Below are 20,307 nucleotides of genomic sequence, written 5' to 3'. Positions count from 1 at the left end.
CCCATGCGAGAGTAGGTCACCGCCAGACTATTAATAAAACAGCCCTTCGCTTATGCGAGGGGCTTTTTTTATGTCTGTCCGACCACCACAGCCGATGCAAGGGCATCAGGCTACTATAACGTTTGCTTATACCTAATTGCTTTCCAGACTGAACCAAACTGTCAATTTACTGCTATATTCACTGTAATAATTATAAGGGAGAGCAGTATGAAACGTTTCAATGCTATTACGCTTGCTTTGGCGAGCTCATTTTTCATTACGCCAGTTGCGTCAGCGCAACAAGATTCTGCGCAAGACGTGGAAGAAGTGATTCAGGTTGTAGGTTCTCGATTATCGATGCGAACGGCAACAGACGGTGCTGCACCAGTGGACATCATTAGTGGCGCTGACTTAGCCGCTACAGGTATTACTGAAACGGCTAAAGCGCTTCAGTACGCTGTACCTAGCTTTAATTTTCCATCATCATCGGTTACAGACGGCACAGACGCAGTTCGTCCGGCTTCTTTAAGAGGTCTGTCTCCGGATCACACCTTAGTACTCATTAACGGTAAAAGACGTCACAAGTCAGCCTTAGTTCATTTAAGCGGAACAACAGGAAGAGGCAGCTCGAACGTTGATTTGAATGCTATTCCTATGGCGGCAATAAAACGTATTGAAGTCTTGCGGGACGGCGCTGCAGCTTTATACGGATCAGATGCTATCGCTGGTGTTATCAATATCGTTTTGAAAGATAACGAGAGCGGCGGTAACGCCAGTATTCAAGGTGGCCAAACCTATAAAGGTGATGGTGAGCAATGGAAACTGTCTGCGAGCTCCGGGTTTGCTATTGGAAACGACGGTGCTCTAACTCTGTCTGGCGAGTTGCATCATAAAAATAGAACCAATCGTGCCGGACTCGATCCGCGCCAACAGTATCCAGAGCTACCAAATGGCGATCCAGATCCAAGAGAAGAGACCTTCGACAGACAGAGTTTCCATGTCGGTGATGCGGAGTACGAAAATGCTTCGTTGTTTGCGAACATGGATATTGCTATAGGTGAAGGTAATTTCTACGCGTTTGGCGGTATCAGCGATCGCACTTCCGAGTCAGGTGCGTTTTATCGTCGGGCAATTCAAAGTAATACGCTAACTGAACTGTATCCGGATGGTTTTTTACCTATTTTAGCCCCTGACGTTAATGATCACTCAATTTATGCTGGCTATGAATGGCTAGTTGGCGAATGGACATTAGATTTTAGCGGTGGCTATGGCTTTAGTAAGTTTCAGTATAACGTTGAGAACTCATTAAATGCGTCTTTAGGTCCGGAGCTTACACCAACCTCATTTGATGCAGGTACGCTGGAAAACAGTGAATCCAATGTTACCTTAGACGCCCAACGTTTTATTCCATTCGCGAATAACTCGGAAATTTCTCTGGCTATGGGTATCAGCTACCGGGAAAATTCTTATGAAGTTATTGCCGGTGAAGAAGCATCCTACATTAACGGCGGCTATGAAGATCGCCCCAGTGGCAGTCAGGGCTTCACTGGATTTACTCCTGACTCAGAGGTAGATGAGTCGCGCGATAACGTAGGGGTTTATGTCGAAGCGGAAAACCAACTTACAACTGACTTTATGTGGGGCGCTGCGGTTCGATATGAAGATTACTCAGACTTCGGTAATAACACCAGTTGGAAACTTTCCGGTCGTTATGATTTAACCGACAGGGTTGCGATACGAGGTGCCATTAATACAGGCTTCAGAGCACCTAGCGTACAACAATTGTACTTTAGCAATGTTTCTACTTTGTTTGTTGATCGCGGCAACGGATTAGAGCCCGAACAATCAGGAACCTTTAATAATATTAGTCCGGTAACTCAGGCTCTGGGCATTGGTGCTCTGCAACCCGAAGAGTCTGAAAGCGTTAGCTTAGGTATGGTCTGGAACGGTTACGACGGTTTGGCAGTTACTATTGACGCGTTTCAAATCGAAATTGAGGATCGGGTAATTTTATCCGGCGATGTTGCCCCTGGTGACTCTCCGGCTGTTGAAGAAGCACTTGCCGGTACAGCAGCGGAAAACGCGCGGTTTTTCCTTAATGCTGTTGATACGACAACCAAAGGGCTAGATATTGTAGCCAGTAAAACCTTCGGTATCGGTGACTACGGCGACCTTAAAGCGCAGTTAGCTTATGGTTATAATACTACGGACATTGACTCTATTAACCTGCCGCAATTATTAGATGGGCTGGACGATGTTCTGTTTGATAGTGATGAGCAGATACGTATGACACGCTCCACTCCTGATCATTCAGGGTCAATTGGTTTAACCCATACTAAAGGTAAGTGGACCAGTAATGTCCAGTTCAGTTATTTTGGTAACTACGCCATTGGTTACAGCAGCGGAACCGAAACCTACGGTCCTAACTGGATAACAGACGTAACGGTTAATTATCAGTGGAACGATGCACTGGCTGTTAGAGTGGGGGCGCAGAACCTGTTCAACGAGTATCCTGATGAGCGCTCTGAAGGCAATCAGTTTAATGGTATCTTTAAGTACCCATTAACTAATTCGCCTATCGGGTTCAATGGTGGCTATTTCTACTCGGAAGTTGAATATAAATTCTAATTTCCTCCGAGAGCTAATATTAGTAAAAACCGCCAATAATTGGCGGTTTTTTTATTTCAGGTTAAGGTTTTAAATTTTAACTAGTTGAAAAATATAAGGTAAATAGTTGGCACGGTAGTTGTAACTAGAAAAGTAAGTATAGTTAAATTGCTCACTATTGGAGTTCTTGTCATGTCGAATCGTAGCTTTGGCTGGTTATTAGTTTTATCTGTTATTGGTTTATTCTTTTTCGCTGAAGAGATATTTTCAGTTTTCGGAATGGCTCTTGGCTCGGTGATTGAGTTGTCAGTTACTTTATTGATCAGCTTATTCTTTGTTGGCTTAGTATTTTTTGTGGTGGTCACGGTATTCGGTAGCGTGCTTTTAGGCGCTGGGGCCGCATTTATCGCCCTAATATTAAGTGGAATCGGCTTTTTCTGGCCGCTGATTCTCTGCGTCCTGGTTCTTTACTTTATATTTCGCAAACCAAAGGTTTCTAGAACGGGTTAATCACGTGTAATATAAAGCCTAAGTTAAATCCAATAAGGCTTAGGCTATGTTTAAAACAATAATTGCTGTATTGAGTTTGTTACCGGTTATAGTCGCCGCCGAGACATTAAAAATTGACGATGCCTGGGCTCGTGCGACTATCCCGGGAACCGAAAATGGCGCGGCTTATGCCACACTTGAAAACCTGAAAGAGACCCCTGTCGAAATTACCCGCATTAGCTCAGACGTTAGTAAAGTAGCCGAAGTACATCGACACACAATGTCTGGTGATGTAATGAAAATGGAAGAGGTTAAATCGCTGTCTATTGCTCCGGGTGAAACAATTAAGTTTCAACCAGGAGGGTATCACTTTATGTTGTTTGGCTTGAAATCTCCGCTTGAAGCCAAAGAAAGCTTTTCTCTGACCTTACATTTTCAGTCAGGCTCCAAACAAACCATTCAATTTCTAGTGAAGAAATAAAGAATCCGACATCTAATAGGAAGAGTTATGTATAAAAAAACATTAGTGTTAGCCGTTGCGTTAGCGGTTGCTCCTGCCAGCGCTTTAGCTGATACAGTTTTTGGTGTTTATGCCGGCGGACAATTTTGGGATGCCGATACTGAAGGCGAGTATGCTTTTGCTTCTAATTTAATAGAACCTAATTTCGAGAATGAAAACCAAAGCAGTTACTACATTGCATTGGAGCACCCGGTTCCATTCGTTCCAAATATTAAAGTACGGGAAAATAGTTTAGAAGTTACCAGCGACTACGGGAAAAATGACTTTAGCCATAGAGATTACATTTTTTACTACGAAATTTTCGATAATGATTTAGTCTCATTTGATATTGGCGTCAATGCTATGGATTTCGACGGCAGCTTGTGGGTACTTGGTAGCGATACTATTGGCCGCCAGGACTTTTCTGTTGTTGTGCCTACAGCTTATGTAGCAGCACGAGTGGGAATACCGGCTACCGACTGGACTTTCTTTGCTGATGCCAGTGCACTTAGCGCGAAAGACAGTAAAGTTCAGGATGCTCAAATTGGCGTCGAATATCGTTTAGTTGATAACTTAGCTGTCGATGTAAGCCTTAATGCAGGTTATCGCCATTCGGTAATAGAACTGGATGATGTCGATAATATTTACTCAGATGTGACCTTTAAAGGCCCATTTGTTGGAGTCGAAGTTCACTTCTAATCGATTAATTAGACCATTCAAAGCTTGCAGGTCGTTCAGCATATAAGCTAAATTGTTATATGTTTGTAACTTCTTATAAATGGATGGCCTCAACGCATGGTCAGTAGTCAAGATGAACCACTGTTTCTTCACGACGACGATGAAGTAACTCCGGCAGAGTACAGTAAAGGTTTCTGGAAAATTCTGATTGTCGACGATGATCAGGAAATTCATGCGGTTACTAAAATGGCACTTGCTGATGTTATTATTAGTGGTCGCCAGTTGGAGTTCTTCCATGCTTATAGCGGCAGTGAAGCGCTAGATCGTCTGACTGAACATGACGACATTGCTATGGTATTGCTTGATGTTGTGATGGAAACCGATGACGCTGGTTTAAAAGTGGCTCAGGCTATTAGAGAGCAGTTAGGTAATGACGAAATCCGGATTGTGCTGCGAACAGGGCAACCGGGTTATGCTCCCGAAGAGAGTGTTGTAAAAAATTATGATATTAACGACTACAAAACAAAAACAGAACTCACAAGAAGCCGCCTTTTAACCACTGTATTTTCTGCTGTTCGCTCGTATCAGCAACTTTGCACCATTAATGAAAATCGTCGTGGTTTGCGTAAAATCATTCACTCGGCTTCCAACTTAATGGAAAAACACTCCATTGTTAATTTTTCTGAAGGGGTGGTCACGCAAATTGCTTCCTTGCTTGGTTTGAGTGCTGAAGGGATTGTCGGTGCCAGAGCGCCTCATAAAGATAATGATATTCTGGTACTCGGAGCCGCCGGACACTTCGCGGAGAGTATTAATAAGAGTCTATCCACTCTTAATTCTGACGAAATAGAACAAAATGTCAGAAAATGCCTGAATGAACAGCGCCATATTCATACAGACACAGCTACGGTTTTTTTCATTGACGGGCAGGCACATCAGGCGGCGGCCTACATAGAGACAAAGAATGTTGTCGCTGAGTATGATCAGGAATTGCTGGAAGTCTTTTTAGCTAATATTGCGGTTGGTTTCGAGAATGCGAATTTATTCGAGGAATTGCAGACTGCTGCGTACCTTGACCCTTTAACCGGTATCCCGAATCGGGCTGAATTTACACGGTGTCTTCAAGAGCTGTCGGAGAAGCCCGATAAAGACAAAATGATCGCTGTCATCGACATTGACCACTTTTCGGATGTTAACGATGGATTAGGTCAGGATGTGGGAAATTTATTATTGCGTGCTGTGGCGCTTCGTTTGACAGACCAACTTGGCGATAAAGTCTTTGTTTCGCGTATTTCTGCCGACGTATTTGGCATTTATGGTCCCGCGAATATTGTTACTCCGAATGCCTTCAGTGAGCTTTTTGCCTTACCTTTTAGAGCCGGGGAGCATTACATACCACTGCGGGTAACTTGCGGCTTTGCCTCAGCCACAAACCCTGAGAGTGTCAATGGTAAAGGGTTGTTGAAGCAAGTTTATATCGCTTTAAAAAATGCGAAAAATAACTCTTTTGACCGTTATAACTATTATGAGCCGTCGATGGAACAAGACACCCAACGCCGGCTTCATCTGGTTCGTAGGCTGCGCGCCGATTTTGCCAATAGAAAGCTGCAGGTTTGGTATCAGCCGCAAGTTGAACTGAAAACAAAAAAAGTTGTAGGCGTAGAAGCACTTTTACGCTGGCCTCAAAGCGACGGTTCTTTTATTTCTCCTGCAGAATTCATTCCTTTAGCTGAATACTCCGGGCTGATTGTAGAAATAGGCTCCTGGGTTATTGAAGAAGCTTGTCGTCAAATTAATGCCTTTGATGAAATTGGTCTGCCCCAGCTTCGGGTCGCGGTAAATGTTTCAGTACCACAATTTCGAAAGCGCGACTTTCCTGAGCTGGTAGAAAAGCAAATAGAACAATGGGGAATTGATCCGAAGCGAATTGAGCTGGAAATTACAGAAAGTATTGTGATGGAAGACCCCGATTTAGTCGCCGATATTTTGAGGCGCTTAAAGCAGCAGGGAATTCAGGTGGCAATTGATGATTTCGGTGTCGGCTTTTCATCACTCAGTTACTTACAAAAATTGCCGTTAGATAGAATTAAAATAGACAAAACCTTCGTCAACAATTCAGACGAGAAAAGCGGTAAGATCATCATAGAAACTATTGTCGATATGGCTCGTCGTTTAGGTTTAAAAGTGCTGGCCGAAGGTATCGAAGAGCAGGCTCAACTGGATTACTTTTTAGGGCTGGAATGCACTGAGGGGCAAGGTTTTTTCTTTGCTAAACCAATGCCCGCTGACCAGTTAATCTGCTTGTTACAAAAGCAAATGAGTTACTCTTAGTTATAGACTTCTACGCTGTCGGCTTCCATCTGGTAGCCTACAACCGCAAGGTCACCTTCTTTGCGTTCTACCTTAATGGTGCCTTCTATCCAAACGGCATCATAAGTGTTTTCGTAGGGAACGCCCTCGGCGTATTCAACGTGAATAATTTGGTTTGGCGGTGGCGGCGGCACATGAATGCACGCGCCAAAATAAGGTACCAGTAAAAATTCAGTGACGTTATCGGCGTCCCCTTCCAGTTGCACAACATAGCCGGGAATACGTACTTTTTTGCCGTCCAGGGCTTCAACTACTGGTGCATCCAGATTGGTCTGCCGGTCTTCTTCGGGGTTCGCGTCATAGTATGACTGAGGCTTTACCGGAGGTGGAGTAAACCCTTCAGGGATGAGATCTTTCCAGCCAATTTTTTCAGCAGCCGCGAACGCGGGAAGGGCTAGCATTAAAAGTGCAACCACTAATAACTTCTTCATATTTTCACCGTAAGTCCATCTGCAAGAGATTGGCGATACGCACGCCATGCTGGTATTAAACTTAACATAAAGCCGACAGTAATCACGAGAGCCATGCGCCACCACTCACTAATGCTGGGCCATGAGCTAGTGAAGATTAACCCTGTCTGCGACTGGATAACACCGGCCAACGACCATTGCAGGCCATATAGCAAGAGTAAGCCAGAGAAAGCGCCGACCACGGTAAGTAGCAGGGCTTCACTGAGTAATAAGCCGAATATCGTTCCCGGACCTGCGCCCACGGCTCTTAAGACCGCCATTTCGCGACGGCGTTCCCTTAAGCTGGCAAGCATAATTGTCAGCATACCCAGTAGACCAATCAACACCACCATAGCTGAGATGGCCGTTAACGCCTGCTCGAACACTCTTAAGGTTTTCCATAGCTGCTGCAGCGTCATACCAGGCAGCAGGGCGGTTAAGGGCTCTTTGTCATAGGTGTTGATTTGACGTTGTAAGCGCAAAGCCAGAGGCTTGGCTTTTAAGCCGAGTAGTGCGGCACTGATACTTTCAGCCGGGGCTTCGCCATGATGCTCGTGCTCGCTGGCATGAGCATCGTCATGTTCGTGTTCATGGTTGTGGTCATGTTCTTCGTCGTGCCCGGCTCCACCGCTGTGAATCATCTCCAGACTGTGCAATGTCACCAGCACCGCTTGATCAACCGGGGTTCCTGTTCGTTGCAGGACACCAGTAACCGTCAAGGGGTGCTCATCGTGTTCGCTAAAGCTAATGCCGCCACTGCCGTGGGCAATAATGATATCGTCACCAATGGCTTTTGACAGCTTCTCTGCCGCATCAGCTCCTAATACAACGTCTTCATTTGAGGCAAAAGGCTGGCCTTGTGAAAACGCTAAAGGCTGCTTATCAGCATATTTAAAGTGCTCAAAATACGCATTGGTTGTCGCTACAACCGGTAACCCCTGAACGCTGTCACCCAGCGAAATTGGCACGGCCCAACTGACTTCAGGGCGGCTACTAATATCGGCAAAGCTTTCCCAGCTCATATTGTTGGTCATGCTGCCAATATGAAAGACAGAAGACAGCAACAACTGTGTCTGTCCGGTTCTGGCGCCAATAATTAAGTCTGTACCAGAAACCGTGTTAGCAAAATGACTTTGTACCTGGTCACGGACACGCTCCACTGCCAGTAATAGGGTGACACTGACAGCAATCGCTATAACAGTTAAAAGCACACTCGCGCGTCGGTTCAATAAGCTCTTCAAGGCTAGGCGGATCATGGTTTAGCCCCCCGCCTGATTAAGTTCGTTAAGCTCGACGTGTTTATCAAAATAAGAAGACAAAGCGGCGTCATGAGTCACAAAAATAACCGTGGTGTTATTTTGGCTACTCAACTCGAGTAATAATTGAATAAAGGTATCCCGGTGCTCAGCATCCAGCGCCGAGGTTGGTTCATCCGCTATCAGTAGTTTAGGTGCTCCCAGTAAGGCTCTGGCAGCTGCTACCCGTTGTTGCTGACCAACGCTGAGGGTATGAGCCTGTTGCTGAATTTGTTCTGAGGATAAACCTAAGCGTTTGAGCATTTCCAGCGCAGTCGCTTCTGCCGATGTTCCCTGCTCTGCCAAACGTTGTCGGCGTTTTTTCGAGAACTGACAGGCGAGTAAGGCGTTGTCTAAGGCGGATAAATAGGGCAGTAAATTAAATTGTTGAAATATATAGCCAATATTGTCGGCACGATAACGGTCTCGTTGTCTGCCGGACAGACTGGAGAATGCAGTATCAAACAGGTCTAACCGGCCCTGTTCCGGTGTATTAATGCCGGCCAACAGAGATAGTAATGTTGATTTACCACTACCGCTGGGGCCGCGCAGCAGCACCGTTTCCCCCTGTTTTACCTGCCAGGCAGGAATATCCAGGGTTGGTTTTTGTCCCGCCCAGGAAAAACTCAGTTTTTCTAGATTGACGGCATTCATTACGTCGGTGCTGCTTACCACTTTATATTAAGACTTTTTCGCACGTTCAAAAGAAGACACAATTTCTTCTTTTGCTGCAGCGGCATCACCCCAACCGTCAACTTTAACCCACTTACCTTTTTCCAGCTCTTTGTAACGCTCGAAGAAGTGAGTGATTTGTGCTTTTAACAACTCAGGCAGGTCATCAACGTCATTGATGTGATCGTACTCTTTAGTCAGCTTACTGACCGGAACCGCGATAACTTTCGCATCTTCACCTGACTCGTCAGTCATTTTTAACACGCCAACCGGGCGGCATTTAATAACAGAACCAGCTTGCAGCGGGTACGGAGTCGGGACGAGTACGTCTACCGGGTCACCATCCAGAGACAGCGTCTGGTTAACAAAACCGTAGTTGGCCGGATAAAACATAGCGGTTGCCATAAAACGGTCAACCCACAATGTACCGGTGTCTTTATCAACTTCGTATTTAATCGGATCGGCGTTTGCCGGAATCTCGATGATGACGTTAACTTCTTCTGGCATGTTTGAGCCAGCCGTTACGTTTCCTAAGCTCATAGTACTTCCTGCTGTAGTAATAAAATAATAAAAGATACTGCGCGATTATAGCGGCTCGGGCCACTCACGCAATAGTCGCGCAATATCGACATCAGTCTAATAAGGTTTTGGATGTTGCTTATGGTAATCCATGCACACATCTACCTCGTTGGCAGACCCCATAACCACCGAGACGCGTTGGTGAATATGCTCTGGTACAATTTCCATTAAACGGCCATAACCGTCGGTGGCTTTCCCGCCGGCTTTTTCCACCAGCATTGCCATAGGCGCAGCCTCGTATAAAAGGCGCAGCTTAAAAGGTTTTTCCGGCTTACGGGCATCCCAGGGGTAAGTGAATAAACCGCCCCGTGAGATAACCCGGTGTACATCAGAGACCATCGCTGCATTCCAGCGCATATTAAAGTTCTTACCGCGCGGGCCTTCTTCGCCTTCCAGCAAGTCGCTAATGTAAGCGCGAATAGGATCAGCCCAGTGACGACGGTTTGACATATTAATGGCAAACTCTTTGGTGTCTTTCGGGATTTCCGCTTTCTCGTGGGTCAACAAGAATTCACCAACGGTCTGATCCAGAGTGTAAATTCGCACCGCTTTACCGGTCGTCATAACCAGCATAGTTGCAGGGCCATACAAGACATAACCGGCAGCAACCTGAGCTTTACCTGGTTGCAGGAACATGTTCTCGCTGGTCTCTTCGCCTTCAGGCTTACGCAGAATAGAGAAAATAGTACCCACACCACCGTTTATGTCGATATTAGAGCTGCCGTCGAGTGGGTCAAATGCCACCAGGTAATGTCCTGAATTTGGGCTTTCGACAATGGAATCTTCTTCTTCAGAGGCAACAGCATGGACGTTAGGTGACTCAAGCAACAGAGTTTTTAACAGCTGATTGGCGACAACATCGAGCTTCTTTTGCGTTTCGCCCTGAATGTTTTCGTCCAGAGTTGAGCCTAATACACCGGCTAATGCGCCCTGGTGCAGACGGAAAGAAATTTCCTTGGCTGCAATTTGAATGGTGTTAATAACAGAGATAAGCGATTCGCTGGTTTGATCCGCTCTCAGTGTTGGTAATAAACGTTTCATGAAAGTTCCTGCAGCTCTGGTTATTGGGTGCTAACAAATGTTTGTTCAGAGAGCGCAAATGATACCTTATTTTTTGGTAAAAATCCTGCTTGTCAGTGAGTACGGTGGTACACTTTCGGTATTTTTAAAGCGAACGGATTTAGAGAACACATGCACATTCATATTGTTGGGATTTGCGGAACTTTTATGGGAGGCGTGGCCGCCATTGCACAGCAACTTGGCCATCGGGTAACCGGGTCTGATGCTAAGGTCTATCCGCCCATGAGCACGCAATTGGAAAATCTCGGTATTGAATTGATGCAGGGTTATTCGCATAACAATTTAAAACCACGCCCCGACATAGTGATTATCGGCAACGCTTTAAGCCGTGGTAACGACGAAGTTGAAGCTGTTTTACGGGAACGTATTCCCTATGTGTCCGGCGCGCAATGGCTGCACGACAACGTATTAACCCAGCGTTGGGTTCTGGCGGTTGCCGGAACTCACGGCAAAACCACAACCGCGAGTATGCTGGCCTGGATTTTACAAGATAACGGCTTTGATCCTGGTTTTATGATTGGCGGTGTACCGGGGAATTTTCCGGTCAGTGCCCGCCTAACCGATTCCAACTTCTTTGTGATTGAAGCCGATGAGTACGATACAGCGTTTTTTGATAAACGGTCCAAGTTTGTTCATTACGCACCGGATACGTTAATTCTGAATAACCTGGAATTTGATCATGCAGACATTTTCCCCGATTTAGCGGCTATTCAACGGCAGTTTGCGCATTTGCTGCGGGTTGTTCCCGACACCGGTCAGGTGATTCTACCCGCGGGCGATAAAGCACTGGATGAAGTTCTGGGGCAAGGCTGCTGGAGTCCGGTGGTACGTATGGGTGAGCAGGGTGACTGGCAGGCTAAATTGCTTAAAGCTGACGGTACGGAGTTCGAAGTGCAGTACCAAGGCAAATGCATTGCGCAGGTTAGCTGGAACGTATTGGGTACTCATAACGTTAATAATGCCATGATGGCCATTATCGCCGCCGCCCATGTTGGCATAAAAGCTGAACAGAGTGCGCAGGCGCTAATCCGCTTTAAAAGCCCCAAACGACGTATGGAGTTATTAGGTGAGCACCGCGGCGTAAAAGTCTTTGATGATTTTGCTCATCACCCCAGCGCGATTAAAACAACCGTATCCGGTTTACGCCAGCATCAGCCTGACAGTCGCATTATTGCGGTACTTGAACCGCGCTCAAATACCATGAAAATGGGCGTTCACAGCGATACTTTGGTTCAGTCATTAGAAGATGCAGACGATGTATTCGTGTTGCAGCCAGAAGGGCTACAATGGCAATTGACCGAAAAAATGCCCAAGGCGCATGTGTTTGAGTCGACCGATGACTTGCTGGCAGGGTTGCTAGCCGCAGTCAGAACCGGAGACGCCGTACTTATTATGAGTAATGGCAGCTTCGATGGTTTGCACCAGCGCTTTCTTAAAGCCTTGCAATAACTGGATGACACAGGAACCGTTCAATGAAAACCGACAATAGAATTACTGTTGCGATAACCGGTGCTTCGGGTGCCCCTTACGCGCTGCGTTTGTTACAATGTTTGCTTGATCAGGATCAACAGGTACTGTTGCTCATTTCCAGTGCTGCCCGGGTCGTAATGGCAACGGAGCAGGGTATGCAAATTCCGGCAGCTCCTGACAAGGCAGCGGCAATGCTGTGTGAACACTTTTCGGTTGGTGCTGAGCAACTCAAAGTTTACGGCAAAGAAGAATGGTTTTCGCCGGTGGCTTCGGGTTCAGCTGCGCCCGCAAAAATGGTGGTTTGCCCCTGTTCAACCAGTACCTTGTCGTCAATTGCGCATGGCAGTAGTAATACGTTGATCGAGCGCGCCGCCGATGTCGTACTGAAGGAGCGCGGACAATTGATATTGGTTCCGAGAGAGTCTCCGCTTTCGACAATCCACTTACAAAACATGCTGCAACTCAGTCAGCAGGGCGTAACGATAATGCCGGCAGCGCCGGGCTTCTATCATCAACCAGAAAGCATTGATGATTTAATCGATTTTATGGTGGCCAGAATCTTGGATCATCTTGGCCTTGAGCAGCGTTTAGTCAGCCGTTGGGGCTATGGAAAGGAGTCATAAAGAGGTCTATGAAAGCTTTAGAAATTACAGGCTTACGCAAAACATATCGTGGTGGTTTTGAAGCCTTAAAAGGTATTGATTTAGAGGTTGACGAAGGTGATTTCTATGCACTTCTTGGTCCTAATGGAGCCGGGAAGTCGACCACCATCGGAATTATTTCATCGCTGGTAAATAAAACCTCGGGTCAGGTGAAGGTTTTTGGTTACGACTTAGACACGCAGCTCACCGATTTAAAACGCCAGATTGGTTTAGTGCCGCAGGAATTTAACTTCAATCAGTTTGAAACAGTTCAGCAAATTGTAGTCAACCAGGCCGGATACTACGGTGTTCCTCGATCTCTGGCGAAAGAACGCTCTGAAAAGTATCTGCAGCAGTTGGGGTTATGGGATAAGCGCAATGAACCGGCACGCTCTTTGTCTGGAGGCATGAAACGCCGGTTGATGATAGCCCGCGCATTACTGCACGAACCTAAATTACTGATTCTGGATGAGCCAACGGCAGGCGTTGATATCGAACTGCGCCGCTCCATGTGGGACTACCTGACCAAAATTAACCAACAGGGTATTACTATTATTCTGACCACCCACTATCTGGAAGAGGCCGAAACGCTGTGCCGTAACATCGGTATTATTGATAGTGGTCGCATTATTGAAAACACGTCAATGAAGCGCTTGCTGGCGCAGTTAAGCCGGGAAACCTTTGTCTTAGATTTAGAGCCGGGCCATAACGGCGCAGACATAGAGAACTTTAATCACCGTTGGACAGATGAGCAGACACTGGAAGTGGAAGTTGATAAAAATGCCGGGCTGAACGCCGTGTTCGAGCAGCTTTCTGCCCAAAAAGTAAAAGTATTGTCAATGCGTAATAAAGCCAACCGTTTAGAGGAATTGTTTGTGTCTATGGTCGAGCAGGGGCGTCAGCAGGAGGAAGCCAAATGAGCCATTCCGCAGCTAATTTTATTGCGTTAAAAACCATCTGGATAAAAGAGTGCACCCGCTTTCTTCGTATTTGGATACAAACCCTGGTGCCGCCGGCAATTACCATGACCTTGTACTTCGTCATTTTCGGTAGCATTGTGGGCGAACGAATTGGTGAAATGAGTGGCGTCGGCTATATGGAGTTCATTGTTCCGGGCCTTATTATGATGTCCGTTATTACTAACTCCTATTCCAATGTCGCGTCGTCTTTCTTTAGTGCTAAGTTTCAGCGCAATATTGAAGAGATGCTGGTGTCGCCTGTTCCTACCGCGGTTATTATTGCCGGTTATGTCGGCGGCGGTATGGCAAGAGCCTTGATTGTCGCGGTTATTGTCACTTGCGTGTCATTCTTCTTTGTAGAAGACATCCAAATTGCTCATATTGGTTATGTCATATTAACCGTCATTTTAACCTCCACACTCTTCTGTCTGGGCGGGTTAATTAATGCCGTTTACGGCAAAACCTTTGACGATATTTCCATCGTACCGACATTCGTACTGACGCCGCTAACCTATTTAGGCGGTGTGTTTTACTCGGTTAGTCTGTTGCCGGAATTCTGGCAGAAAGTATCTATGGCAAACCCGGTGTTGTACATGGTTAATGGCTTCCGTTATGGTTTCTTAGGCCAGTCAGACGTGGGTATAGGTCTTGCCATAGCGGTTCTGGTGGGCTTCAATGTGCTGTTCTTTGCGGCGGCTTATTATATCCTCGATAAAGGCATAGGAATCCGTTCCTGATGCAGCAGGCAAGACCGGTTACGACTAACCAAAATGGACCGCATGAAGACACTGAAGCCGCGGTTCGTCGCCATTTAGAAAGTGAGTTTCTGAAACCTATTCAGGAGCACAACCAGCAGGCGTTTGACGAAATTCATGCGCAGGTAACGAGCTGGGGCGGACCTGTTATTCTGGATTCCTGCTGCGGCGTGGGTGAAAGTACTGCAAAACTGGCAGAAATTCATTCCGATGCTATGGTTATCGGCGTTGATAAGTCGGCGCATCGGGTCGACCGTCACAGCCATTATCAGACCAGCGAGAATGGTCAGCGGTACTGGGTGGTAAGAGCCGACCTGAATGATTTCTGGCGGTTGGCGAACAGAGCCGGATGGCAGCCCCGGCAGCATTGCATTTTTTACCCTAATCCCTGGCCTAAATCGGCTCATTTAGCACGCCGCTGGCATGGTAGTCCGGTATGGAAAGATGTGGTTGCGCTTGGCGGTGAATTGCATATGCGTTCTAATTGGAGCCTATACTTGTTAGAAGTGGCGCAGGCACTTAAGGTGAGCGGGCATTATGCCGATATCTCACTGTTGTCCGATGACGCTGAGCCAATAACGCCTTTTGAACGCAAATATAAGAACAGCAGTCAGGCGTTATGGCAACTGCACGCGAATTTATCTAAGGAGTCTTGATTGAGCCCTAAAACAGAAATAGCGGAAGTGAACCAGGAGTCGTTGTATCGCATTTTTACGATACCCGAGGCTCCCGACTCAACGCTGGGTAAAATCGAAAAGCATCTTTCAGAAAACCTGATGGGTTTTTTGGGTGAACATATTGTTGCCCGCGAAAAGCCGCTGCAGGAAATTGAGCGTGACTTTGATAAGTCACAGATACCGGAAGAACCCGCTTTTGTTTCCGACCATACCGAATTTCTGTTGGATAAGCTGGTCGCTCATTCGGTGCATACGGCGTCGCCGCGTTTTATAGGTCATATGACATCAGCCTTGCCGTATTTCCTGTTGCCTTTGGCTAAGCTTATGGTAGGGCTGAATCAGAATCTGGTTAAAATTGAGACTTCTAAAGCCTTTACGCCACTAGAGCGTAACGTTATTGGCATGATGCATCACTTAGTGTATCAACAGGACGCGCCGTTTTATAATCGCTGGATGCACAGCGCTCAGCACTCGCTGGGGGCTTTTTGCTCGGGCGGAACCATAGCCAACATGACGGCTCTATGGGTAGCGCGCAACCGCTTATTACAGGCAGATGGTGATTTCGCGGGCATTTCAGCCGATGGACTGGCTGCGGGTCTTCAGCATTATGGCTATTCGAAGCTAACCGTAGTGGTGTCTGAGCGTGGGCACTATTCATTAAGTAAAGCCGCAGATGTGCTTGGTATTGGTCGCCGAAATTTAGTGTCGGTGGCAACGGACAGTGATAACCGTATTCGTATCGATGAATTACGAAAAACCTGCGAAAAAATTGCAAAAGAAGGCGGGAAGGTGCTCGCGCTGGTTGGTGTCGCTGGTACAACAGAAACCGGGCACATTGATCCGCTTGACGAAATGGCCACTGTTGCCGAAGAAGTGGGTGCTCACTTTCACGTGGACGCAGCCTGGGGTGGTGCGACGTTATTGTCTGAACAGCATCGACCGTTACTGGCCGGTATTGAGCGGGCCGACAGTGTCACTATTGATGCGCATAAGCAAATGTACGTCCCTATGGGCGCAGGACTGGTGTTATTTAAGAACCCATCATTGGTTAAGTCCATAGAATACCATGCCGAGTATATTATTCGTCAGGGCTCAAAAGATTTAGGTTCGCATACCATGGAAGGTTCACGCGCGGGCATGGCTATGATGGTATTTTCGGCCATGCATGTTATCGGACGTCGTGGCTACGAGCTGCTGATTAATAACAGTATTGAAAAAGCGCGCTATTTCTCTAAATTGATTTCGGAGCAGGATGATTTTGAAGTCATTACTGAGCCTGAGCTTTGTATTCTGACCTATCGTTTTGTGCCAATCAAAGTAAAAACGGTGTTGGATAAAGCGACGCCAGAGCAGCTGGCGCGGCTAACTCCGCACTTAAACGCACTGACGCGATATATTCAGAAGCGTCAGCGGGAGACTGGACAGTCATTTGTATCCCGGACTAAGTTAACATCGGCCCAATATCATCATGAGCCAACGGTGGTTTTTCGTGTGGTTCTGGCAAACCCATTAACAACCGACGAGATGCTGCAGGAAGTTTTATGCGAACAGCGTAAAATTGCGGCAAAAGCAACCAGTTTGCGTGGCGCTCTGCATACTGAAATGCGCGAACTGGGTATGCTTATTTAGTTGCCGCGTTGGTAACCCGTAAGTTATCAATTAAGCGCGTTTTGCCCATAAAAGCGGCTGCCAGAATGACCCATTCGTGATCTTCAGGCGTCGCTTCCTGCAAATCTGCTGCGTTACGAATACTGAAATAATCCGGTACAAACCCTGCCTGAGTCAGCTCTTCTTTTGCTGCAGCTTCCAGCTCACCAAAGTTAGTATTTACACTCAGTTTCGCTTTGGTTTCTTCAAGGGTTCTATAAAGCGTAGCTGCTTTCTTCTTTTGTTCTGTGGATAAGTAACCGTTACGCGAGCTCATGGCCAGGCCACTGGTTTCGCGCTGTGTGGCTGTCCCCAGAATTTCTACAGGCAGGCTTAGGTCTTGTACCATTAAGCGAATAACCTGAAGCTGTTGATAATCTTTTTCGCCAAATACAGCTAGTTGTGGCTGCACCATATTAAATAGCTTACAAACAATAGTGGCGACTCCGGTGAAATGGCCCGGGCGACTGGCTCCGCAAAGGATATCACTGATGCCGGGTACTACAATACGAGTTTGTTTGTCGAGACCGCGGGGGTAAACATCACTTACCTGAGGGGTAAATACCGCAGAAACACCTAAAGCGTCCAGCGCCTGACAGTCGGCTTCCAGCGTGCGTGGGTAACTGTCGAGATCCTCGTTTGCACCGAACTGCATAGGGTTGACAAAAATACTGACAACCACGTTGTCGCATCGTTCTAACGCTGTTTTAACCAACTGCAGGTGACCATCGTGCAGGTTGCCCATAGTCGGTACTAAAGCTACTTCAGACTGCTGTTGACGCCATCTTCGAAGTTCAGCAAGTGATTTTAAAATTCTCATTTGTAGCTATGCTCTGCTGTCGGGAACTCGCCTGAGCGCACCTGTTCCGAATATAAACGGAATGCATCGGCAAGAGAGCCGCCCTGAGCCAAAAAGTCTTTGGCAAATTTAGGCAGATAGTCACTGTTCATGCCGAGCATATCGTGCATAACTAAAATTTGTCCGTCGGTGTCTGCGCCTGCGCCAATACCAATAGTAGGGATAGATACCTGCTCGGTAATACGTTTACCCAGAGAAGCGGGTACGCATTCCAGAACAAGCAATTGAGCGCCGGCCTCTTCGAGAGCCAAAGCCTGGTTCAGTGTGTCCTCGGCTTGTTGTTGCTCTTTGCCTTGTACTTTATAACCACCTAGGACATTAACCGATTGCGGCAGTAAACCAAGGTGAGCGCACACCGGAATGCCCCGGGTCTTTAAGCCTTCAATGGTTTCAACCAGCCAGTGACCACCTTCCAGTTTTACCATGTTGGCGCCGGCTTGCATTAAAGCTGCCGCCACATCATAGGCTTGCTCGGGCGTGCTGTAAGTCATAAATGGCATGTCTGCTATAACAAAGGCATTGCTCGCACCACGACGCACACACTGAGTGTGGTAAATCATATCATCGACGGTTACCGGCACAGTTGAGTCGCGACCCTGCACAACATTACCCAGTGAATCGCCCACCAAAATAAAGTCGACGCCTTGCTCGGTCATGAGTTTAGCAAAACTTGAATCATAGGCGGTGAGGGAGCTGATTTTGGTCCCTTCCCGTTTCATTTGTTGTAACGTTGCAATGCTGGTTTTGGTTGTTGCCATGACGCACCTTCAGCAGTTTTAGATGGTTATATCAGATCGACAGATTAGCACGTCCAGACCCTCTTCGGTAAGAGTCTCTGTTTGTTGTTTTGCGGTATTGCCATTAGGCAAAAGTTTGTCGGCGGCTATTTCGACCAGAGGATAAAGTACAAAGCTGCGTTCATATAAGCCCGGGTGAGGAACCCTGAGAGAGTCCGATTGATGTTGCTGCTCATCAAACAGCAGCAGGTCAAGGTCCAGCGTGCGCTCGCCCCAATGCCTGACTCGTTTACGACCAAAAGCATCTTCTATATCGTGTAAGGCTTGCAAAAGCTCGGCCGCCGGTAAGCTAGTGCTTACGGAACAAACTGCATTAACGTAATCGGGCTGGTCTTGCGGGCCCATAGGTTTGCTACCGTAAAGAGAGGAATAAGCTAATAATTGCCAGCGAGAATCATTATTCAGCGCCTTTAAAGCCGATAGAATATTGTCTATCGGCTTACCCAGGTTACTACCCAGCGCAATAAAGGCTTTATGTTGCGTCATTACCTTTATTTTCCTGAGGCTTACGGCGTGGACCACGACGACGGCGCGGTTTGCGTCGGCCTGATCCCGCTTCCGGCTTTGAGGACTTTAATTGCGCCGGGTTGTCCTGTGCTTTACTCCAGTGCTCTGCCAGCCCGGCTAATTTTTTATCGCTATTTTCCGCATAAGAGCGTAACAATAAAAAGTCGTAGGCCGCACGGAACCGTTTATGTTCAAGCACTTTCTGAGCGCGCACACCTTTAGTGATATTCAAGCGACGCTGTAACTGCCAGATATCTCTGGCTGGCAGACTGAATCGCTTGGGTAATGAAACGCGTTGCGACTGTCTGTGAATAACATCAGCGGCGGCAACGTTTAATGCGTCCATAGGTGGCAGGCCACCTTCGTTCTCAAGTTGTTCGCGCCGAGCCTGTAACGGCCACCACAACAACACAGCAATTAAATAGGCCGGAGTAACACGCTGTTCTTCTGCAATGCGTCTGTCGGTGTCTTTAAAAGCCTTCAGCATCATTTGATATGCCGGGCTTTGTTCGTCAGCGACGTAATCTTTCAGCATTGGGAATAACTGCTGAAACAGTCCGAAATCTTTCATCATCAGGAAGTTAGCTTCAGCTTTACCCGACATAAACATTTTCAGGAATTCGTCAAACAAACGTGCCGGTGGAATGTTTATCAGTAGTGGTGCAAGTTCTTTTAGCGGGCCGCTGACTGAATTATCCATCTGCATATTCAGTTTTGTGGCAAAGCGAACGGCGCGCAGCATGCGCACCGGATCTTCACGGTAGCGTACTTCCGGGTCACCAATCATCCGTAAAATACCGGCGTTAATATCATCAACGCCATTGGCAAAATCATAAATGGCGAAGTCGGCGATATTGTAATACAGCGCATTGGCGGTAAAGTCACGACGCTCGGCGTCTTCTTCTATGCTGCCGTAGACATTATCGCGAACCAGTTGACCGTGCTCGTCCTGATCTGCCGTGCGGTTTTTCTTGTTTTCTTCCTGCGGACTGTCGCCGTGGTGGCCGCGGAAAGTAGCAACTTCAATGACTTCTTTGCCAAATACCACATGCGCAAGGCGGAAGCGACGACCAATTAGCCGACAGTTGCGAAATAGGGATTTAATTTGCTCTGGTGTGGCATTGGTGGTGACATCAAAATCCTTTGGCTCAAGCCCCAGAAGAATATCGCGGATGCAGCCGCCAACCAGATAGGCTTCAAAACCACTGTTGTGCAGGCGGTAAAGAACCTTTATTGCGTTTTTACTGATATCGCTGCGGGATACTGGATGTTTGTCCCGTGAGATAACTTGTAATTTA

At 47.0% G+C, this 20,307-nt stretch carries 20 protein-coding genes; 11 read left to right on the top strand and 9 right to left on the bottom strand.

The features are described from left to right. The first annotated feature begins 207 nt into the window (after positions 1-207). The 5 genes from ACN0TF_RS12710 to ACN0TF_RS12690 all read left to right on the top strand — a co-directional run bounded on the left by ACN0TF_RS12710 (position 208) and on the right by ACN0TF_RS12690 (position 6,583). Positions 208-2,607, top strand: a complete 2,400-nt coding sequence (locus tag ACN0TF_RS12710) for a TonB-dependent receptor plug domain-containing protein (RefSeq protein WP_417442230.1) — start codon at positions 208-210, stop codon at positions 2,605-2,607. Positions 2,608-2,778: 171 nt separating this feature from the next. Beyond that, the gene (locus tag ACN0TF_RS12705; protein WP_011235497.1) at positions 2,779-3,096 is read left to right on the top strand and encodes a hypothetical protein; all 318 of its coding nucleotides are present in this window, start codon (positions 2,779-2,781) and stop codon (positions 3,094-3,096) included. Positions 3,097-3,142: 46 nt separating this feature from the next. After that, positions 3,143-3,556, top strand: coding sequence for a copper chaperone PCu(A)C (locus ACN0TF_RS12700; protein WP_417442229.1), 414 nt, complete (start codon positions 3,143-3,145; stop codon positions 3,554-3,556). A gap of 27 nt (positions 3,557-3,583) precedes the next feature. After that, positions 3,584-4,273 (top strand): TIGR04219 family outer membrane beta-barrel protein, encoded by a 690-nt coding sequence (locus ACN0TF_RS12695; protein WP_417442228.1) that lies wholly within the window; start codon positions 3,584-3,586, stop codon positions 4,271-4,273. Positions 4,274-4,369: 96 nt separating this feature from the next. Further along, entirely contained in the window at positions 4,370-6,583 is a 2,214-nt protein-coding gene (locus ACN0TF_RS12690) for an EAL domain-containing protein (protein WP_417442227.1), read from the top strand. Here ACN0TF_RS12690 and ACN0TF_RS12685 read toward each other — a convergent pair. The 5 genes from ACN0TF_RS12685 to ACN0TF_RS12665 all read right to left on the bottom strand — a co-directional run bounded on the left by ACN0TF_RS12685 (position 6,580) and on the right by ACN0TF_RS12665 (position 10,658). Continuing rightward, complete coding sequence (locus tag ACN0TF_RS12685) at positions 6,580-7,053, bottom strand: DUF3299 domain-containing protein (RefSeq protein WP_417442226.1); 474 nt, start codon at positions 7,051-7,053, stop codon at positions 6,580-6,582. The genes ACN0TF_RS12690 and ACN0TF_RS12685 overlap by 4 nt on opposite strands. Beyond that, positions 7,050-8,327 (bottom strand): ABC transporter permease, encoded by a 1,278-nt coding sequence (locus tag ACN0TF_RS12680; RefSeq protein WP_417442225.1) that lies wholly within the window; start codon positions 8,325-8,327, stop codon positions 7,050-7,052. Before ACN0TF_RS12680 ends, ACN0TF_RS12685 begins: the two co-directional genes overlap by 4 nt. Positions 8,328-8,330: 3 nt before the next feature. Beyond that, positions 8,331-9,020, bottom strand: coding sequence for an ABC transporter ATP-binding protein (locus tag ACN0TF_RS12675; RefSeq protein ID WP_417442224.1), 690 nt, complete (start codon positions 9,018-9,020; stop codon positions 8,331-8,333). Between the two features lie 27 nt (positions 9,021-9,047). Next, positions 9,048-9,578: an inorganic diphosphatase gene (gene ppa / locus ACN0TF_RS12670; protein WP_317497508.1), complete on the bottom strand. Its 531-nt coding sequence runs from the start codon at positions 9,576-9,578 to the stop codon at positions 9,048-9,050. Positions 9,579-9,674: 96 nt separating this feature from the next. Then, a complete protein-coding gene (locus tag ACN0TF_RS12665; RefSeq protein WP_417442223.1) occupies positions 9,675-10,658 on the bottom strand; it encodes a class 1 fructose-bisphosphatase in 984 nt (327 codons plus the stop codon). Between the two features lie 150 nt (positions 10,659-10,808). Between ACN0TF_RS12665 and mpl the strand changes: the two genes are divergently transcribed. The 6 genes from mpl to panP are packed head-to-tail and all read left to right on the top strand — an operon-like array spanning position 10,809 to position 16,828. Continuing rightward, positions 10,809-12,146, top strand: a complete 1,338-nt coding sequence (gene mpl / locus ACN0TF_RS12660; protein WP_417442222.1) for a UDP-N-acetylmuramate:L-alanyl-gamma-D-glutamyl-meso-diaminopimelate ligase — start codon at positions 10,809-10,811, stop codon at positions 12,144-12,146. Positions 12,147-12,169: 23 nt separating this feature from the next. Next, complete coding sequence (locus ACN0TF_RS12655) at positions 12,170-12,790, top strand: flavin prenyltransferase UbiX (RefSeq protein WP_417442221.1); 621 nt, start codon at positions 12,170-12,172, stop codon at positions 12,788-12,790. A gap of 8 nt (positions 12,791-12,798) precedes the next feature. After that, positions 12,799-13,728 carry an ABC transporter ATP-binding protein gene (locus tag ACN0TF_RS12650; RefSeq protein WP_417442220.1) on the top strand — a complete coding sequence of 310 codons (930 nt, stop codon included), beginning with the start codon at positions 12,799-12,801 and terminating at the stop codon, positions 13,726-13,728. Continuing rightward, positions 13,725-14,504 (top strand): ABC transporter permease, encoded by a 780-nt coding sequence (locus ACN0TF_RS12645; RefSeq protein WP_034822007.1) that lies wholly within the window; start codon positions 13,725-13,727, stop codon positions 14,502-14,504. The genes ACN0TF_RS12650 and ACN0TF_RS12645 overlap by 4 nt, the downstream gene beginning before the upstream one ends. After that, entirely contained in the window at positions 14,504-15,178 is a 675-nt protein-coding gene (gene trmB / locus ACN0TF_RS12640) for a tRNA (guanine(46)-N(7))-methyltransferase TrmB (protein WP_417442219.1), read from the top strand. The genes ACN0TF_RS12645 and trmB overlap by 1 nt, the downstream gene beginning before the upstream one ends. Then, the gene (gene panP / locus ACN0TF_RS12635; RefSeq protein WP_417442218.1) at positions 15,179-16,828 is read left to right on the top strand and encodes a pyridoxal-dependent aspartate 1-decarboxylase PanP; all 1,650 of its coding nucleotides are present in this window, start codon (positions 15,179-15,181) and stop codon (positions 16,826-16,828) included. Here panP and panC read toward each other — a convergent pair. From panC to pcnB, 4 genes are read right to left on the bottom strand one after another with little or no spacing between them, the layout of a single operon-like run. After that, entirely contained in the window at positions 16,821-17,666 is an 846-nt protein-coding gene (gene panC / locus ACN0TF_RS12630; protein ID WP_417442217.1) for a pantoate--beta-alanine ligase, read from the bottom strand. The two genes, panP and panC, sit on opposite strands and share 8 nt — an antisense overlap. Then, positions 17,663-18,463: a 3-methyl-2-oxobutanoate hydroxymethyltransferase gene (gene panB, locus ACN0TF_RS12625; protein WP_417442216.1), complete on the bottom strand. Its 801-nt coding sequence runs from the start codon at positions 18,461-18,463 to the stop codon at positions 17,663-17,665. Before panB ends, panC begins: the two co-directional genes overlap by 4 nt. An 18-nt stretch (positions 18,464-18,481) precedes the next feature. Further along, positions 18,482-18,988, bottom strand: coding sequence for a 2-amino-4-hydroxy-6-hydroxymethyldihydropteridine diphosphokinase (folK, locus tag ACN0TF_RS12620; protein ID WP_417442215.1), 507 nt, complete (start codon positions 18,986-18,988; stop codon positions 18,482-18,484). Continuing rightward, positions 18,975-20,294 (bottom strand): polynucleotide adenylyltransferase PcnB, encoded by a 1,320-nt coding sequence (gene pcnB, locus ACN0TF_RS12615; protein ID WP_417442232.1) that lies wholly within the window; start codon positions 20,292-20,294, stop codon positions 18,975-18,977. The genes folK and pcnB overlap by 14 nt, the downstream gene beginning before the upstream one ends. Positions 20,295-20,307: the final 13 nt, after the last annotated feature.

The organism is Idiomarina sp. (assembly GCF_048265525.1).
Lineage (GTDB): Bacteria > Pseudomonadota > Gammaproteobacteria > Enterobacterales > Alteromonadaceae > Idiomarina.
The sequence above is the reverse complement of the archived record's forward strand: the minus strand, read 5'-3'. Positions and strand labels throughout refer to the sequence as shown.

What these genes read in the sequence shown, in the direction of transcription:
- ACN0TF_RS12655 (WP_417442221.1), top strand. Translation starts at nt 12,170, where the DNA reads ATGAAAACCGACAATAGAATTACTGTTGCGATAACCGGTGCTTCGGGT.
- ACN0TF_RS12685 (WP_417442226.1), bottom strand. Translation starts at nt 7,053, where the DNA reads ATGAAGAAGTTATTAGTGGTTGCACTTTTAATGCTAGCCCTTCCCGCG.
- ACN0TF_RS12675 (WP_417442224.1), bottom strand. Translation starts at nt 9,020, where the DNA reads ATGAATGCCGTCAATCTAGAAAAACTGAGTTTTTCCTGGGCGGGACAA.
- ACN0TF_RS12665 (WP_417442223.1), bottom strand. Translation starts at nt 10,658, where the DNA reads ATGAAACGTTTATTACCAACACTGAGAGCGGATCAAACCAGCGAATCG.
- ACN0TF_RS12650 (WP_417442220.1), top strand. Translation starts at nt 12,799, where the DNA reads ATGAAAGCTTTAGAAATTACAGGCTTACGCAAAACATATCGTGGTGGT.
- ppa (WP_317497508.1), bottom strand. Translation starts at nt 9,578, where the DNA reads ATGAGCTTAGGAAACGTAACGGCTGGCTCAAACATGCCAGAAGAAGTT.
- trmB (WP_417442219.1), top strand. Translation starts at nt 14,504, where the DNA reads ATGCAGCAGGCAAGACCGGTTACGACTAACCAAAATGGACCGCATGAA.
- folK (WP_417442215.1), bottom strand. Translation starts at nt 18,988, where the DNA reads ATGACGCAACATAAAGCCTTTATTGCGCTGGGTAGTAACCTGGGTAAG.
- ACN0TF_RS12680 (WP_417442225.1), bottom strand. Translation starts at nt 8,327, where the DNA reads ATGATCCGCCTAGCCTTGAAGAGCTTATTGAACCGACGCGCGAGTGTG.
- ACN0TF_RS12710 (WP_417442230.1), top strand. Translation starts at nt 208, where the DNA reads ATGAAACGTTTCAATGCTATTACGCTTGCTTTGGCGAGCTCATTTTTC.
- panC (WP_417442217.1), bottom strand. Translation starts at nt 17,666, where the DNA reads ATGAGAATTTTAAAATCACTTGCTGAACTTCGAAGATGGCGTCAACAG.
- ACN0TF_RS12695 (WP_417442228.1), top strand. Translation starts at nt 3,584, where the DNA reads ATGTATAAAAAAACATTAGTGTTAGCCGTTGCGTTAGCGGTTGCTCCT.
- ACN0TF_RS12645 (WP_034822007.1), top strand. Translation starts at nt 13,725, where the DNA reads ATGAGCCATTCCGCAGCTAATTTTATTGCGTTAAAAACCATCTGGATA.
- mpl (WP_417442222.1), top strand. Translation starts at nt 10,809, where the DNA reads ATGCACATTCATATTGTTGGGATTTGCGGAACTTTTATGGGAGGCGTG.
- panB (WP_417442216.1), bottom strand. Translation starts at nt 18,463, where the DNA reads ATGGCAACAACCAAAACCAGCATTGCAACGTTACAACAAATGAAACGG.
- ACN0TF_RS12700 (WP_417442229.1), top strand. Translation starts at nt 3,143, where the DNA reads ATGTTTAAAACAATAATTGCTGTATTGAGTTTGTTACCGGTTATAGTC.
- ACN0TF_RS12705 (WP_011235497.1), top strand. Translation starts at nt 2,779, where the DNA reads ATGTCGAATCGTAGCTTTGGCTGGTTATTAGTTTTATCTGTTATTGGT.
- ACN0TF_RS12690 (WP_417442227.1), top strand. Translation starts at nt 4,370, where the DNA reads ATGGTCAGTAGTCAAGATGAACCACTGTTTCTTCACGACGACGATGAA.